This window comes from Flavobacterium sp. W22_SRS_FP1 (genome assembly GCF_052113685.1).
Lineage (GTDB): Bacteria > Bacteroidota > Bacteroidia > Flavobacteriales > Flavobacteriaceae > Flavobacterium.
Window position 1 is genome coordinate 96,638 of sequence record NZ_JBGQOE010000001.1, and the last position, 13,321, is coordinate 109,958.

The following is a 13,321-nucleotide window of genomic DNA, read 5'->3' on the forward strand; positions in this document are numbered from 1 at the left end:
ACAGCTTTTCGGGATGCTTACTATTAAATGATTAATCCTTTCATAAAGTTCTTTGTGCAATGCATTATCCTTGCAAATAAACGTGATATAAAATACAACAACAAGACCCACTTTTAGTGATATTGCGAATATTCTTTCAAACTAAATATTGAAAATAGAATTAAACTAAATATATTTACAGTTCTATAATCAGCTATTATTCATATGAAAAAAATATTACTTACTGCGCTTTTAGTGATAACTACATGCGTATTTGCACAAAAGGACAGTCCGAGCACTGTTGGTGAAAATTACACTAAGAAAGAGGTACATATTAAAATGCGTGATGGCGCTACTTTATTTACTGCCATTTATACGCCAAAAGACCTCTCTAAAAAATATCCCATCATTATGCAACGTACACCTTACAGTTGTGCGCCTTATGGGGAAACCGAGTTTAAAAAAAGTATCGGTCCCAGCGAAACAATGATGAAAGAAGGCTATATTATTGTGTACCAAGACGTGCGTGGGCGCTGGATGAGTGATGGTTTGTATGACAACATGCGTGCTTTTATCCCCAATAAAAAGGGAAAAACTCAGGTTGACGAAGCATCAGACACTTATGACACCATTGACTGGCTAGTAAAAAATGCAGCAAACAATAATGGTAACGTAGGTGTTTGGGGAATTTCCTACCCAGGTTTTTATTCCACTTATTCTTTGTTAAGCAACCATCCTGCATTGAAAGCGGTTTCGCCTCAGGCTTGTATCAGCGATTTCTTTTTTGACGATTTTCATCACAACGGCGCTTATTTGCTGAGCTATTGGAAAGCGACACCTTTATTTGGTATTCAAAAAACAGAAAAAACAAGCAAATCTTGGTACCAGTTTCCTGATTTAGGGACTAAGGATGACTACCAGTTTTTTCTGGATGCAGGCCCTTTGTCTAATCTGGATAAATTCTACGGTAAAGACAATGAATTTTGGCAACAGCTCAAGGACCACAGCAGCTATGATGAATTTTGGCAAAAAAGAGGAATCTTACAACATTTAAAAGATATCAAACCTGCAGTAATGACTGTAGGAGGTTGGTTTGACGCAGAGGATTTATATGGTCCTTTGAATACTTACCAAGCGATTGAAAAAAGCAGTAAAAACTACAATACGATTGTTATGGGACCCTGGAGCCACGGCGATTGGGCTAGAAACAGTGCGAGTGCGGTTATTGGGAACATAAAGTTTGGGGATAGTATATCTGCTTTCTTCCAAAAAAATATCGAAGCCAACTTTTTCCGTCATTTTTTGAAAGACAGCGGAAAAGACGACAACAAATTGCCGGAAGCCTATGTTTTTGACACGGGCGTTAAAGACTGGAAAACCTATGATGCTTGGCCGCCAAAAAACGTGGTGAAGGAGAGCTTTTATTTGGCGCAAGATAAATTAACTACTGCAGTGCAAAATGATGGCGGATTTCAGGAATTCATCAGCGATCCTAAAAAGCCAGTTCCTTTTACCGAAGATATTAATCAAAGAGGGATTACGCCAAGAAAATACATGACTGACGACCAGCGTTTTGCTGCGAGACGCCCTGACGTTTTGGTTTTTGAAACGGAACGATTGACAGATGACACCACTTTAGCGGGAGAAATCTTGGCACAGCTGCAGGTTTCTACCTCTGGAACGGATGCGGACTGGATTGTGAAAGTGATTGACGTGTTTCCTGATGACGAACCAGAAACTCCAGAGATCGCAGCATATTTAAAGATGAGCAATTATCACATGATGGTGCGAAGCGAAGTGATGAGAGGTCGTTTCAGAAACAGTTTTGTTAATCCGGAACCTTTTGTGGCTAATGAGAAAACGGCTGTGAATATCAAACTACAGGATGTAATGCATACATTCAAGAAAGGCCACAAAATCCAAATCCAAATTCAGAGTACCTGGTTTCCTTTGATTGATTTGAATCCGCAAACTTTTGTAGAGAATATATTTTATGCAAAACCAGAAGATTTTAAAAAGCAAACCCATCGCGTGTATGCCGATTCTAAAATAATCTTATCTGTTTTAAAATAACAGAAAGTATTTTTTGAACAAAAACCCAATCCTAGGAATAGTGATTGGGTTTTTTTGTACTTATTATTTTGTCAATGTAACTGCAATGACATTCTCAACAAGCGGGGCCATTATTTCATAACCTACTTTGTTAGGATGCACGCCATCGGCTGAAAAGGTTTTACGCAATCCGTTTTGGTCATTTGTCATTGCGGAGTGATAATCGACAAATGGAATTGCATTTTCAATAGCGTACTCTTTTAAAAGGATATTTAACGCAATGATTTTATCTGCCGGTTTCTGATTGGGTCTCCAAGGGAAATCAAATGCGGGCAAAACCGAACAAAGGATTACTTTGATATTATGGACTTTCGCCAAATCAATCATGGAGAAAATATTGTTTGTGATCATATCTAAAGTTGCAGGACCAGTATTGCCAGCAATATCATTGATACCTGCTAGAATAACTACTACAGATGGTTTTAACGCAATTACATCAGCCCTAAAACGAACAAGCATTTGCGGGGTCGTTTGGCCGCTAATACCGCGATTAATGTAGTTATGGGTTTGAAAATACTCTGGCGCTTCCCGACTCCAGAATTCAGTTATAGAATCGCCCATGAATACAACCCTATTCGGAAAAGGCTGCGCGTTTTGTAATGAGACATTATCTTTTTGAAATTTGTTTAAATTAGACCAGTCTTGGGCCTGTAGCTTTTGTCCCATAAATGAATATATAAAAAGAATACCGAAAAACAATCTGTTAGTCTTCATAAGTAATCAAATTAGCTAGTTGAAAATAGTGCGGTTTTTAATTTAAACAAACTTAATAATTTCGAATCAAAAAACAGGATTTTATTTCATAGAATAGGTGTCTAAACCTCTCCTGGAAAAAAAACATCTAGGTTTTCGAATTGAGTTCTGCCACTAGAAATAAACTAAAATTTAGTTAAAAGAATGCTAGACTGAAAAGCTTCCATTTTAAAAAGGGTAGCTTTGAGAGAATTAAAAAATTACAAATTATGAAAAGAAATGCAACCGCAGTATGGAACGGCTCCGTGAAAGAAGGAACAGGAAAGCTTACAACACAAAGTAATACATTAGCAAGCACACAATATTCATTTAAATCGCGTTTTGAGGATGGAGTGGGTACTAACCCGGAAGAACTGATTGCGGCAGCGCACGCAGGGTGTTTTGCAATGCAACTTTCAGCATTTATTGGTGAAGAAGGATTTACTCCTGAAAGTATAGAAACTAAATGTGAAATTAACTTAGTAGATGGAGCAATAGTGGGATCTCACATAATAGTGAAAGCAAAAATAGAAGGCATTTCAGAGTCTAAATTTCAAGAACTAGTGACTAAGGCTGAAAAGAACTGTCCTGTTTCTAAAGTATTAAATGCAGACATTACATCTACCGCTACTTTATCTTAAAATAGCAACACATTAATTATATAAAAAAGAGGCTCCATTAACATAATGGAGCCTCTTTTTATTTTAAAATTGATTTGCTAAAACAAACACTGTCTTCTATCCCTTCGTATTGTCCATAATTTGCGGTTATAGCGAAACCATTTTTCTTATACAGAGCAATGGCTTCGGGGTATTTTTTACCGGTTTCTAAAATGCAGCTTTTAAAGTTTGCTTCTCTCGCCCAGGATTCCAGTTCGTTCAGTATTTTTGAGGCTATGCCTTTTCCACGATCTTCCGGATTGACAAACATTCTTTTTATTTCGGCAACTTGGTCTTTGTACACTTTAAAAGAGCCGCAACCAATCGCTTTTTGGTTTTCATAAACTACTATCGCATGCTTTATGCTATCTGTTTTGTTAAACTGCGCATAGAAGCTGTGTTCTGCTCCATCGCGCACTTCAATATCTTCGTCGAGTTTCTCTATCAAGGCAAGAAAATCAGGGTTTTCAGCAGATGTCCTTATAACTTGTGTCATCTTAATCAAATAAATCAGATGATAAATAGCGATCGCCTCTATCGCAAATGATAGCAACGATTACTCCCGATTCCATTTCTTCTGCAATTTTCAATGCTGTAGCCACCGATCCGCCGCTGCTCATTCCCGCAAAAACGCCTTCCTCGAGCGCTAGATGTTTAGTCATGGCACGAGCTTCTTGTTCACTCACTTCAACAATGCGATCCACTTTTGCAGGATTGAAAATTTTGGGCAAATATTCCTGAGGCCATTTCCTGATTCCAGGGATTTGAGATCCGTCACTTGGTTGCGCCCCGATGATTTGGATGTCTGGGTTTTTCTCTTTCAGATAAGTAGAAGTCCCCATTATGGTTCCTGTGGTTCCCATTGCCGAAACGAAATGGGTCACAGTTCCCTTCGTATCATTCCATATTTCCGGTCCGGTTGTTTTGTAATGTGCTTTCCAGTTGTCGTCATTGGCAAATTGGTTTAGCATCACGTATCCGCCTTCGGCCACTTTCTTGTCGGCATAGTCTCTCGATCCTAAAATTCCTTCCTTTGCGGGTGTCAGTATGACAGTGGCCCCGTAGGCACGCATGGTTTGCGTGCGTTCCTTAGTAGAATCTTCTGGAAGTATTAATTCAATTTCGATACCTAGCAGCTGGGCAATCATGGCTAGCGCTATTCCTGTATTTCCACTTGTAGCCTCAATTAGTTTGTCTCCTTTTTTAATATCTCCTCTTTCAAGTGCTGATACCATCATGTTGCGGGCTGCACGGTCTTTAAGGCTTCCTCCTGGATTGTTGCCTTCAAGCTTCAATAAAAGTTTTACGTTTTTGTTTTTGATTAAATTTACACTTTCCATCAAAGGTGTATTCCCAATCAGGTCTAATAATTTTTGTGGCTCCATGTTATCTTAACTCTTTTATTTTTACTTCTGTCGTTGTGGTGTTGGTAACTAGTGATCTTGGTGGTATGGACTTGGTAATCCATGCATTTCCTCCAATTATACTATCCCTACCAATTATTGTTTCTCCTCCTAAAATCGTTGCATTAGCATAAATACATACGTTTTTCTCAACGGTAGGGTGTCTTTTATCATTTTTCATGTCTTTGCTGACACTCAGTGCTCCCAAAGTTACCCCTTGATAAACTTTAACGTTTTTTTCGATCACTGTAGTCTCCCCAATTACAATACCAGTTGCGTGGTCTATGAAAATTGGCGAATCTATACAGGCGCCTGCATGGATGTCCGTTCCGGTGATGCGATGGGCGTATTCACTCATCAGTCTAGAGAATAAAAGCAGGTCTAAAAGGTATAATTCATGACTGAGGCGATAGATGGCAATCGCGTAAAATCCTGGATAGGCTAGATATACTTCCTCGATGCTATTTGACGCTGGGTCATTTTCTACGAAGAAATTGGCATCTTGATTTATCTTTTCTAGTACGGAAGGCAATTTTTCAAGAAAACTATCCCAAATGGAATCGCATATCCCCTTTGGTTTTTTGCAGGCGATTACGGATATCTCTTTGAAAAGAAACTTCAGTTCGTCAATGCTTTCGCTTAAAGGGGCATTCGAATCAAACAAAGTGTAGAAAAGCTTTTCGGTAAAAGCTTCCGTTTTTGTTTTTATTCCATAATTGATGTTCGAGTGTCTCTTTAGAGAGCTGATATGATTAATAATCAGATCTTTTGTCATGATTATGAGTTTGAATTGTTAATAGAAAGGGCTTAAAAGGGTGTGTTTTTAGGAAGTACAACAATAATTCCATCAAGAAATTGAAAAATCAAAGTTGAAAAAGAATTAATTATTGCTCATCGCTGTGCTTTTTTAGTTCAAATATAAAACGAAGCAAAGATATTGAACTATTTCCAATAAAACTGCAAGAACTTATAGAGTCTATTAATAGCGTTATAAGTTTCAATTGGAGCTAAAAGAGGATGTAGTATTATCGAAATATTGAATAATTTTAAATGCGTAAATTAGCAAGGTAAAAATAGAGTAAACGAAACTGAACCAAGGTTTGCAATTGAGCTTGAAAGGAAGGAAATTCACTTAACTGAGAAGGTTTATGGGAAAGTAGTTCGCTAGTCAATATTGCCATTGTGGAAGAGGTTTTCACGAATTAGCAGCGATAAGTTTTTGTACATCACTTATATGAAATTGTTTAGGGAGATAATAGTGACAAGTGCCTATACTCCAAACTAGCTAAAAAAAGGAAAGGAATTCAAAAGGAACAAATAGAAATGAAGTATTTACTAGAATAAATAAATAATTCCGCTTTGTAATGTTAGGATAGATCAGTAGTGTTTGTAAATATATCCGGCAATCATAAAAATGACGTTTATTAGTGCCATTGTAAGAATCAATTTTTGAGAAAAAAGACGTCTGTTTATAAAATGAAAACCAATAAACCCCAAAAATAATAGGCTTGTAAATAGAGCGGGATACATCTGGAATGAGGCTGTAAAATCCCCTCTTAAAAGCAGGACCAATGACCTTTGAAAACCGCAGCCTAAACACTCCACTCCAAAGAGCGTTTTACTAAAGCAGGGAAACATGTATTTTTCTAAATCCAATGGTTTTATTTTTTATAATTTACAAAATAGTAGCAAAGGGTATTAATAAAAAAGCAAGGCTATTTTAAATTTATTACTTTTGGAAACTTATATGTAAAGAAATGAAAAAAATTATAATTCCAATTATGATTGTTGCGATACTAGTTGCTTTTTTTGAGCAGGTTAGTGAAGATAAAAATGTGTATATTACGGTAATTGCAATCGCTATTTTTATGTTTGGCATGATGCGATTAAGTGCCAAAACGCCTAGTAAAAATCAAGAAAAAGACGATAAAGATGTTTAATAAAGGAGATAAGGTTACCGTGCTTGACGAAGCTATAAACGGAGTGGTTTTGTCAACCAAAGATAAAGAGGTGACGGTAGAAACAGAAGACGGATTCGTGATGACATTTCTTGTCAAAGAATTACTTAAAGTAAACGATTCCAGTAACTTAATGGATTCTATTAGAAGAATTGATGTAGATAAAATTTCAAAGGAAAAAGAGATTCCAAAACCAAGAAGTTTCGTAAAAGAACGCAAAGACAAGAATGAAAGAGCCGCTCCTGAATTTGATTTACACATTGAAAAACTGGTTAAGAACAAACATGGTATGTCCAATTACGACATCCTTACTTTGCAATCGGAAACTGCCAAGCGACACATCGAATTTGCCATTCTAAACCGAATCCCGAAAATTGTCTTCATTCACGGTGTTGGCGAAGGAGTGCTGAAGTCGGAGCTTGATTTCTTATTGGGAAGATATGACAATATCGCTTTCCAAGAAGGAAATTATCAAAAATACGGACAAGGCGCGACGGAGGTTTTTATTAAGCAAAATAGCAAATAATAGCGTTTGATTTTAAATGAAAAAGCTCCCATTTGCAATGACAAATGGGAGCTTTTTTTGTGTTGTTTTTTGGTAAAAAATTTAGCTTAATTAGTCGTTAACAAGTCACCGTAAGCAAAATTGTCTCCTAGTAGGAAGTCGTTGTTTCCTTTCTTTAAAGTTACTTTCTTAAGCACAATAGTGTGTTTAAAACTGCTAGGTCCGTTAGTTGTTGTAGTTACCTCAACGATGCCACTAACGTCTGCTACACCTGATGCAGCACTCCATTCTTGACTTATCGCCGGAGTAGATGGCGTTATTGTATTGCAAAAATAATCAGACGTTAGCAGGCCCGTAAACAAGCGATACTTAAGAACATTTGTGCTCGTACCTACTATTCCTGTCCTAGGACTGTTTAAAGGAGTTACCTCATTTGCAATCAGGTTAGGATCTATCGTCAGTGTCAATGACTCGCTGCTTGTGTAGTTGTAAATTAAATTGGAGCTACTGCATTTTTCAACTGTTTTGTCGAAAAGGAAGGGTAGAGTAGAGGCCGATGTCACATAATCGCCAAAAGGAAGAGTTTCATATACCTGTGTTCCGCTGCTTTTTGCAAAAGAGATGTTTTTGAAAGTGATATTATGGTTGTATCCTGAAATTCGGGTACTGTTATCCGTTGCGTTGACTGTTTTAACAGCTGTTGTGAATATTTGTATTTTTCCTGCCGAGGCATTCCACTGGTCAATTACGGTGGGTGTGGCAGGAGGTATGGTTTCGCAAATATTGTTTGCTGATACGGTACCGTTATAAAAACGGTAAACAACGCGATTGTTGGAATTGATGTCTAGAATAGTTGATGTTCCAGTAGAAGAAGGCTCGTTTGTAAAAGAACTTTGAGGGATTTTGACGAGCAAGGCTTCCTTCTCTTTTAATTTATATATAACGTCATTCGTACCGCAGTTTTGAGTAGTGATATCTTCAAAATTGATATCTTCCTGAGTTAAATTTCCGTCATCGCAACCGCTTATTATCAATACAAAAATCATTAGGCTTAAAACTCTATTTATCATAAAATATATTTTTACAAAAATAGCGAAAAAATTGACAATTGATATTAGAGAATACACAATTGATATTTCATAACTTTGCAGTAATGAAAAAAGTATATCTCGATAACGCATCAACGACAGCCATTCGTGTTGAAGTCATTCAAGAAATGACAAAAGTAATGGCCGAAGATTTTGGAAATCCTTCTTCAACACACAGTTTTGGTAGGAATGCTAAAAGTGTTTTGGAACTTTCCCGCAAATCAATCGCTAAGCAATTGAATGCGTCTGCGCAAGAAATAATTTTCACCTCTTGCGGAACCGAAGCCAACAATTGGATTCTTCGTTCGGCTGTTGTGGATTTAAAAGTAAAACGCATTATAACAAGTAAGACTGAGCATCATGCCGTTTTATATACTGTTCAAGCACTGCAAAAAGAATTTGGTATTCAGGTAGATTATGTAGCTATCAAGCCAAATGGGGATATAGATATCACTGACTTGGTACAATTGCTTTCACAAGAGGATAAAACTTTGGTTAGTTTAATGCATGTGAATAATGAAACAGGAGCTGTTTTAGACATAAAGAGGATAGCTATGATTTGTGCTGAGCATAATGTCTTGTTTCATTCTGATACGGTACAGTCCATTGGAAAGACAGAATTGGACGTGCAAGCGTTCCCGGTTGATTTTCTGGTTGCCAGCGCCCACAAATTTCACGGTCCAAAGGGAGTGGGTTTTGCATACATAAGAAAAAACTCAGGTTTGCAGCCTCTTTTTTACGGTGGAGAACAGGAAAAAGGATTACGAGCAGGAACTGAAGCGGTACATCAAATTGCAGGAATGGCAAAAGCTCTTGAGCTTTCTTATGCCAATTTAGAGATAGTGAGAACGCAAATATCCGAATTGAAAAACTATTTGATCGAGCGACTTGAAATTGAATTCCCGAGCTTTTCCATAAACGGAGGCCAAAACGGGTTTTATAATATGCTGAATGTTTTGTTGCCATTCTCAGAAGATAAAACAGCCATGATTTTATTTCATTTGGATATGAAAGGAATTGCTGTTTCCAGAGGAAGTGCCTGCCAGAGCGGCAGTATTAAAGCTTCACATGTTTTAGCAGAAATGCTATCTTATGCTGATTTAAAAAAGCCAAGTCTGCGAATCTCCTTTAGTCATTACAACAGCAAGGAAGACGTAGATTTGCTTATTGAAGCTTTAAAAACTATCTAAAAAATAGAAAAACCGTTTTAAGGCAATTTTTCTGTTTTTTAGATCGTAGAAACAAGCTTTTATTCTTGAATACTTTCCTCTTTGGCTTTTTGTTGTTTTATAATTGACTCCTTTTTTTTGGCAGTGATCATCAATCCTAGCATCATGATGAAAGCAGTTAATAAGATAACCTGAATAATCACGGATTTATCAATCAATAATATCCTGTGCTCTGGTGCAATCGAAAGGAATAACAAGATGGTAATAAGTCCTCTTGGTGCTACGAATAGTAGAGGAAAAAGTGGTATTTTAGAAATTTTTAATTGAATTGTTCTTAAAATAAAAATACCTAATACTATGCCAACAGACCATACTAAGGTGTCTAAGTTCAGTATTTCAGAGGTCTGTATCAAATATCCAAATAAAAGAAAGAATAGCGCCCTAACAAGAAAAGTAGCTTCGATTATAAGTTCTTTGAATTTCAATACTTCTTTGTTTAATAATAATAAATCAAGTCGGAAATTTTGAATCCATTTGAAATGTTTAAGTTCATCTAAATTACCAATTGATAATCCAAATACCAAGATAAAAATAAGCGCAGGTAGATGGAATATCTTTGAAATTTCATAAATTAGGATAATAAGTAAAACGATTGGCACAAATTTGATGTGATGGTCAATTTTCTTTAGAAGAAAAGAAAGTAAAATGGTCGCTACAAATGAAATAGCGATAATAATTAAAATCTCCAAGCAGAAATATCCAAAGGTTTCTAAACCAAAACTGGTGTTGTAGATAATAAAGTTGAAAAATATTACCCCAAAAATATCAGATAAACTACTTTCATAGATAATAAATTCTTTTTGACTTGAGGATAGATTTCTTACACTTGGTATAGCAATGGCACTGCTTATTACACAGAAAGGGATGGCATTTGTAAGGCTGTCTTTAAAGGAATATCCTCCATAATAATGTAATAAATAAGCTAGGGAGAAGGCTAAAATAAGTAAGGGCAGAAATGCTCCTAATGAAGATTTTTTTATGAGCCCAATTTTAGACCTATTAAGTTCTAATTCTAAAGAACCTTCTAGTACGATAAGAATAAGACCTATGGTTCCAAGCACAGGTAAGGTAGAGGATAGATCAGGAACGTTGATGCCAAACAAGAACGTAACCTCTCTTACTATAAAGCCCAAAAGCAGTAATAATATTACAGATGGTATTTTAGTCTTTGCTGCAGTAAGGTCAAATACATAGGCAACCAAAAGGAGTAGACAAAGTGAAATTATGATTGTCATAGAAAATTTTATTTTTTTTAAATTTTATTGGGTTTTCAGTAATAGTTACATTCGTTCGGAAATATAGTACATTTGTCCGTTAAAACATAAAAATCAGTGTAAATATCAGAAAATAGTTGGCGTTTGTTAATTCCTTTTCCTGCACTTGGCTGTACCTCAACGCTATTTTGTATAACACCTCAGTTTTGTAGTCTAATTTAAATACTTTTCCATTATCAATCGGGCCTTAAAAAAACATAATGTAGATTCAGCCCCTTGATTTATATTAATACATTTGTCCTCTAATCCATCATAAGAGGCACCGTTTTCAGGGTTGTACATAATTTGTTGAAGATGATTATTTCCCAAAAACCAAATAAAAGCAAGCTTTAGCTGATCTTTGTATTTTCTGTTCCTCGTCACTTCATTAAACAAATCTAAAGTCATAATTGTTGTAGCCACTTCAATGGGTTGTTCCCCATAGAAGGTCCTTTCATTCTCTTTTTTAAACCAACTTCTATTTGAAACTACTTTTAATTGGCCTTTCATAAAATAATGGGACAATAGAAAATCAAAAGTAGTTAGTGCAATTTTTTTATATTTCATTTTGCCCGTAACTAAATAGCTGTACATCATCGCTTCCGGTAGCACGTTATTTGCATAGGTCATGTAATCTTCATACCAACACCAATTGACCTCTGAGTTGATTTTATAATGTCTCAATAATTCGTCGGCTAATTTTTCAATATGCTTTTCAATTAAGTCTTCTTTATAGATGGTATAGTAATTATAAAGACCTTTTATAGCATAGGCCATGGCTCTCGGGGAATTGATGTCGGAAAGCCTTATAATAGCGCGGTCCCAACAGTTTTTTGCTCTAAGCACAATATCAGCAGGTAATGTTTCCTTATGGGCAATTACAGTTCCTAAACTCCACAATGCCCTTCCATTTGCATCTTCTAAATTAACCTCGCCATTCTGCTTTGTCAATTGATTTGAAAAATCCTTGTAGTTATCAAACCAACCGGTTTCCCGTTGGATGTTTTCAATATATTTAAGATAGGTATTGGCCATTATTACAGTATCATCGCGCGGAAAAAGTTTATTGTACATGACCATATCAATCAGCGCCCTTGCATTATCATCTAAAGTATAGCCAGATTCTGGATCTGGTTCAGAAAATTTTGAAAACTGAAGTATGCCAAGGTCTGTTGTTAGTTTCTTAATATGGTCTATTTTGATAGGTGGTAAATTAAACATTAAATCTTCCATTCTATTAGTTAATTCACCAAACATTAGTCCATATTTTATGGCAATATTTTCCCATATTGGCCCATGCGACAAGGAAAAAGCGTTTTTTCCCATTGCAACTCGCTCCTCTTTATTTTCGGTTAGTCGCAATATTGCCACCTTAAATTCTTCGGGATTATTAAATTCTTTTAACAATATGCCAGCATTATGTTCAAGGGCTTCGACTGCATGGGGAATTGGTGTAGAAATAACAGCACATCCACAACTCATTGCATAAGCAAAAGTACCGCTCACTGCCTGATTAGGGTCTTTTGATGAAAATAGATAGATGTCTGATAATGTTAAATATTCCAAGAGTTCTTTCAACTCAAGGTATTCATTGATAAATACAACATTGTTTTTTAAATTTAATTCCTCTACGGTGGCAATTAGTAAATTACGATACTTTTCGCCTTCTTGACGAATGACTTCAGGATGGGTTTTTCCAATTATGAAATAAATAACTTCTGGGTGCTTTATTACTACTTCTGTTAAGGCAAATAGGGTTGTTTCAATATTCTTATTTTCACTAATCAGCCCAAAAGTTGACATTACTATCTTATTTGAAAGGCCATATTTGTTTTTTAACTTTTCCTTTTGCTCCCAAAGTATGGAGTGGTTTCCATGCGGAATTACTTGGGTTTTCCTAAGAGGACAATCATAATGTGATGTCAAAATCTCTTGGGATTTTTTGGTAAGGACTATTATTCTATCCGATAAATCGGCGATGGCATGAACTATTTTTTTTCTTTTTTCATCAGGGTGTGGTAATACGGTATGAAAAATAGTGGCGATTGGTTTGTTTAAAGCCAATATAAATGCTAGGACATAGTCACCGTATTCACCACCAAAAAGACCAAACTCATGCTGTATGCAAATCAGACCGATATCTTTTCTTTCGTTTATTTCTTCTGCGATAGTTTGAAACTCATCCAGTTTGGAGGAATTTATTGTATAGCTGACTTCTTTATTATAATGATACCGTTTTTCATTATTTTGCAAAGCACATACCTCAATAGGTAATGTGTCACCGAATACAACTTTTATCGCATTGACGATGTCATTTGTAAAAGTTGCCAACCCGCACTCTCGAGGTGGATAAGAACTTACAAGTAGCATTTTTTTTCCTTTTTCAAACTTCATTTTTGTACT

At 36.1% G+C, this 13,321-nt stretch carries 13 protein-coding genes; 5 read left to right on the forward strand and 8 right to left on the reverse strand.

Annotated features, from left to right (window positions below):
• The first annotated feature begins 204 nt into the window (after window positions 1-204).
• Complete coding sequence (locus tag ACEN2H_RS00380) at window positions 205-2,052, forward strand: CocE/NonD family hydrolase (RefSeq protein ID WP_441729490.1); 1,848 nt, start codon at window positions 205-207, stop codon at window positions 2,050-2,052.
• A 63-nt stretch (window positions 2,053-2,115) separates the two neighbouring features.
• Here ACEN2H_RS00380 and ACEN2H_RS00385 read toward each other — a convergent pair whose 3' ends face one another.
• The gene (locus ACEN2H_RS00385) at window positions 2,116-2,805 is read right to left on the reverse strand and encodes an SGNH/GDSL hydrolase family protein (RefSeq protein WP_441729491.1); all 690 of its coding nucleotides are present in this window, start codon (window positions 2,803-2,805) and stop codon (window positions 2,116-2,118) included.
• A gap of 248 nt (window positions 2,806-3,053) precedes the next feature.
• Here ACEN2H_RS00385 and ACEN2H_RS00390 point away from each other — a divergent pair, with 248 nt between their 5' ends.
• Window positions 3,054-3,464, forward strand: coding sequence for an OsmC family protein (locus ACEN2H_RS00390; RefSeq protein ID WP_441729493.1), 411 nt, complete (start codon window positions 3,054-3,056; stop codon window positions 3,462-3,464).
• A gap of 58 nt (window positions 3,465-3,522) precedes the next feature.
• Here ACEN2H_RS00390 and ACEN2H_RS00395 read toward each other — a convergent pair whose 3' ends face one another.
• From ACEN2H_RS00395 to ACEN2H_RS00410, 4 genes are all read right to left on the reverse strand, one after another.
• Complete coding sequence (locus tag ACEN2H_RS00395) at window positions 3,523-3,978, reverse strand: GNAT family N-acetyltransferase (protein ID WP_441729494.1); 456 nt, start codon at window positions 3,976-3,978, stop codon at window positions 3,523-3,525.
• A gap of 1 nt (window position 3,979) precedes the next feature.
• Entirely contained in the window at window positions 3,980-4,867 is an 888-nt protein-coding gene (cysM, locus tag ACEN2H_RS00400; protein WP_441729495.1) for a cysteine synthase CysM, read from the reverse strand.
• Between the two features lies 1 nt (window position 4,868).
• Window positions 4,869-5,660, reverse strand: a complete 792-nt coding sequence (locus ACEN2H_RS00405) for a serine O-acetyltransferase (RefSeq protein WP_441729496.1) — start codon at window positions 5,658-5,660, stop codon at window positions 4,869-4,871.
• A 602-nt stretch (window positions 5,661-6,262) separates the two neighbouring features.
• Complete coding sequence (locus ACEN2H_RS00410; protein WP_441729678.1) at window positions 6,263-6,523, reverse strand: DUF2752 domain-containing protein; 261 nt, start codon at window positions 6,521-6,523, stop codon at window positions 6,263-6,265.
• 119 nt (window positions 6,524-6,642) lie between these two features.
• On the opposite strand from ACEN2H_RS00410, the gene ACEN2H_RS00415 reads away from it, so the two are divergent.
• Together ACEN2H_RS00415 and ACEN2H_RS00420 are read left to right on the forward strand one after the other, a co-directional pair.
• Window positions 6,643-6,825: a hypothetical protein gene (locus tag ACEN2H_RS00415; protein ID WP_441729497.1), complete on the forward strand. Its 183-nt coding sequence runs from the start codon at window positions 6,643-6,645 to the stop codon at window positions 6,823-6,825.
• The gene (locus ACEN2H_RS00420) at window positions 6,818-7,369 is read left to right on the forward strand and encodes a Smr/MutS family protein (RefSeq protein ID WP_441729498.1); all 552 of its coding nucleotides are present in this window, start codon (window positions 6,818-6,820) and stop codon (window positions 7,367-7,369) included. Before ACEN2H_RS00415 ends, ACEN2H_RS00420 begins: the two co-directional genes overlap by 8 nt.
• An 86-nt stretch (window positions 7,370-7,455) precedes the next feature.
• On the opposite strand, the gene ACEN2H_RS00425 is transcribed toward ACEN2H_RS00420, so the two are convergent.
• Entirely contained in the window at window positions 7,456-8,418 is a 963-nt protein-coding gene (locus tag ACEN2H_RS00425; protein WP_441729499.1) for a hypothetical protein, read from the reverse strand.
• 83 nt (window positions 8,419-8,501) lie between these two features.
• Here ACEN2H_RS00425 and ACEN2H_RS00430 point away from each other — a divergent pair, with 83 nt between their 5' ends.
• On the forward strand, window positions 8,502-9,626 hold the full coding sequence (locus tag ACEN2H_RS00430) for a cysteine desulfurase family protein (RefSeq protein ID WP_441729500.1): 1,125 nt from the start codon (window positions 8,502-8,504) through the stop codon (window positions 9,624-9,626).
• 59 nt (window positions 9,627-9,685) lie between these two features.
• Here the strand turns inward: ACEN2H_RS00430 and ACEN2H_RS00435 are convergent, their stop codons facing one another.
• Both ACEN2H_RS00435 and ACEN2H_RS00440 read right to left on the reverse strand, forming a co-directional pair.
• Complete coding sequence (locus ACEN2H_RS00435; protein WP_441729501.1) at window positions 9,686-10,900, reverse strand: sodium:proton antiporter; 1,215 nt, start codon at window positions 10,898-10,900, stop codon at window positions 9,686-9,688.
• A gap of 192 nt (window positions 10,901-11,092) precedes the next feature.
• Window positions 11,093-13,312 carry a glycosyltransferase gene (locus ACEN2H_RS00440; RefSeq protein ID WP_441729502.1) on the reverse strand — a complete coding sequence of 740 codons (2,220 nt, stop codon included), beginning with the start codon at window positions 13,310-13,312 and terminating at the stop codon, window positions 11,093-11,095.
• Window positions 13,313-13,321: the final 9 nt, after the last annotated feature.